The organism is Methyloceanibacter sp. (genome assembly GCF_051306395.1).
In the GTDB taxonomy this organism is placed as follows: Bacteria; Pseudomonadota; Alphaproteobacteria; order Rhizobiales; family Methyloligellaceae; genus Methyloceanibacter.
Map to the genome: position 1 here is coordinate 1 of NZ_JBPPND010000036.1, position 2,793 is coordinate 2,793.

At 66.1% G+C, this 2,793-nt stretch carries 3 protein-coding genes; all 3 read right to left on the reverse strand.

Annotated elements, in window-relative coordinates; all coding sequences use genetic code 11:
• Positions 1-980: patatin-like phospholipase family protein (locus ACSLE4_RS02860; RefSeq protein ID WP_435902982.1), on the reverse strand; the 980-nt coding region annotated here is incomplete at its 3' end.
• Positions 981-1,636: 656 nt separating this feature from the next.
• A complete protein-coding gene (locus ACSLE4_RS02865; protein ID WP_435902983.1) occupies positions 1,637-2,071 on the reverse strand; it encodes an OsmC family protein in 435 nt (144 codons plus the stop codon).
• A gap of 239 nt (positions 2,072-2,310) precedes the next feature.
• Positions 2,311-2,793: ferredoxin--NADP reductase (locus ACSLE4_RS02870; RefSeq protein WP_435902984.1), on the reverse strand; the 483-nt coding region annotated here is incomplete at its 5' end.

Here is a 2,793-nt window from a genome sequence, read left to right on the forward strand (position 1 = left end):
TTGACGTCCGGCGGATCGGCCTTGATCCAGAGCGTCTTCGTGCCCGTCGCCTCGATCTGCGCGATGTTCTCGCCGATCGGGTGCGGGATGCCGGTGAGGAACGGCGGCTTCAGGCCGTCGTTGAGCGTGACGATCACGGCGCGCTTCGAGCCGGCCACGAAGTCGACATGCGCCGGGTTGGAGCACATGCCGCCGTCCATGCAGTAGCGCTGACCGAGCAGCGTCGGCCCGATAATTCCCGGCAGCGAGCAGCTTGCCCCGGTGCCGTGTGCAAGCGGGATGTCATTCTTCGCCGCCGTCGCTTGCGAGACGACGATGCGCTCGCCCGAATAGCAATCGATGGCCGTCGTGTGCATCTTCGCCGCCGGCCAGCTTGTCTTGCTGTCGCCGGTCAGGAACGCGACCAGCCGCTCGACCCCTTCGCCGTTCAAATGATTGTCGGCCGCGAGCGCCGCATGCCCGATCATCTGCCGTGTGGCGATCGAGCCGTCCTTGGCGGCGGCGTTGATCTTCTGCGCCCGCTCCTGGCTGGCGTTGGGCGCGCCCACCGGTGCAAGCTTCGCAAAGAGTTTCGGGAAGTGTCCGAAGAAGTCGAACGCGGTGCGCATGTGCTGGAAGTGGCCGCTCGCCATCGAGGATCCGGTGTACGCGCCCGCCGACGTCCCGACGATCATCTCGGCCATTGACGGCGCGTCGGTGCCTTCCTCGAACAAGCCGTGGAAGAAGCCGCAATACCAGGCGAGATAGTATGTGCCGCCCCCGCCGAGCACGAGCGTGCGGTCGAGCCCCTTTGCCAATGGCGAGACCGTCGGCTTGTCGGCGATGGGAACGGCGAGGCCGTCGGACGAGAACAGGCTCACATCCAATTTGTTGGCGAGCTCTGTCAGAGGCGAGGCCGGCTGAGCGAGCCCGGGTGTCGCGCACATCGCGGCGGCAGCCGGAGCCAGTGCGGAGACTTTCAGGAAGTTTCGGCGGTGCATCGCGGTATCCTGGTTAGGGCGCAATGCCGCGATTTTCTCCTCCGACTTCTTAAGAACGTGACAACCGGTCTCCTAAAATTTCGGCGTCCCCGACCGGCCCTCGCTTCAGCTTCCGCACATGGTGGCCTTGGCGGCGAAGCCCTCTCCTGCGGGATGCCTGACCAGACATGGGTTGCGGCCGCCTTTGCGTCCTGCTCGGATGGCAAAGGATCTCGAAAGTGCGCGAAAGCTGCACCGGACAATATCTCCAGCAGCCGCTCGATCGGCGAGTGGGCTGCGCGTTCGGGCAGGCCGCTAGGCGCGGCCCTGCCCGAACCGAGGATCGGGGTCCAAGATGGTTGAGGCGTGGCCCGCGCCGCCGCGAGCGAGCTGCTTCTGGCGGCAGGGCATCTTCGGCCGCTTGAAGTTCATCTGCCCGAACCGCTAGTCGCCCCCTCACCTCCTTCGTCATGCCCGGACAGCCTCGCGCTCATGCAGCGAAGCGATAGTGCAATCCAGACGTCCGGGCATCCAATAGGGCCTCGCCCCAACTTCAGACTATGGAGATGATCGAAGGGCTTCATTTGACCCCCACCCGGGTCCGGCTTCGCCGGCCCGGGCGCAGGCTCACGTCAAGCCCGGGGGTGACGCAGTCAATGGGTGGCTGTGTGCGCGAATCACGCCCCCGGCTGTGGACCCGTCTCGACCACAGCGAAGTCATGGGTGATGGTGGCGGTCTTGGCGAGCATGGCCGAGGCCGAGCAATATTTCTCGGCCGACAGCTGAATAGCGCGCTCGACCTTGGCGCGCGCGAGCCCCCGCCCCTTCACCACGAAATGCATGTGGATGCGGGTGAATATTTTCGGGACCGTTTCGGCGCGGTCGGCGTCGATCTCGACCGTGACGTCCTCGATCGCCTCGCGGCCCTTCTCGAGAATGGAGACCACATCGTAGGCGCCGCAGCCCCCGAGCCCGATCAACACCAGCTCCATGGCGCTCGGTCCGGGCGTGCGCTCGTCCTCCCCATGCGACGTGCCGAGCACGATCTTGTGCCCCGTCCCGGACTCGCCGACGAACGTGCGGTCCTCGACCCATTTGATGCGCGCCTTCATCACTCGCTCCCCGCTGTTGCTAGCCGCGCCCATCATACCGGACGCGGATCGGGACGGAAGGCGACGTGGCGCCTTCGCGAGCGGCGGGGTTGCGGCGCGAACCAAGACTCGTCATGGCCGGGCTCGTCCCGGCCATCCACGTTTTTAAACGCGGCACGGCCGTAAATCGTGGATGCCCGGCACAAGGCCGGGCATGACGGAATGAGAGGACGCGGCACTCGCGGCGTTTCGAAACGCCCCTACGTATAGCCGGTGAAATCCTCGCTGTGGATGTCCTGGTCGTCGATGCCCATGTCGTCCAGCATCTGGCGCATGTCCTCGCACATGTCCGGCGTGCCGGCGATGTAGTAGTGCGGCCGGGGTAGACCGCCCGCCGCTTCCTCCACCATCTCGGGGTCGATGCGGCGCGTCTCGCCGGTCCAATCGTCGCCGTCCTCCAGCGCGGTCATGGTCGCCACCATGTGGAAGCCGTCGAGGCGCTGCTCGAGCGCGCGCAGCTCGTCCAGGTAAGCCGCGTCCTCTGGCCGGTGATTGGAATAGACGAGCGCCATGAGGCGCGGGCTCTCCTTCTCCGCTTCGCTGCGCAGCATACTGATGAACGGGGTGATGCCGATGCCCCCGGCGATCATGACGATGGCGCGGTCGGGCTCGTCGTGCAGGCTCATCGTTCCCGTGGGGCCGACGATCCGCACCGCAGCACCAGTCGCGGCCTCGCCAAGCGG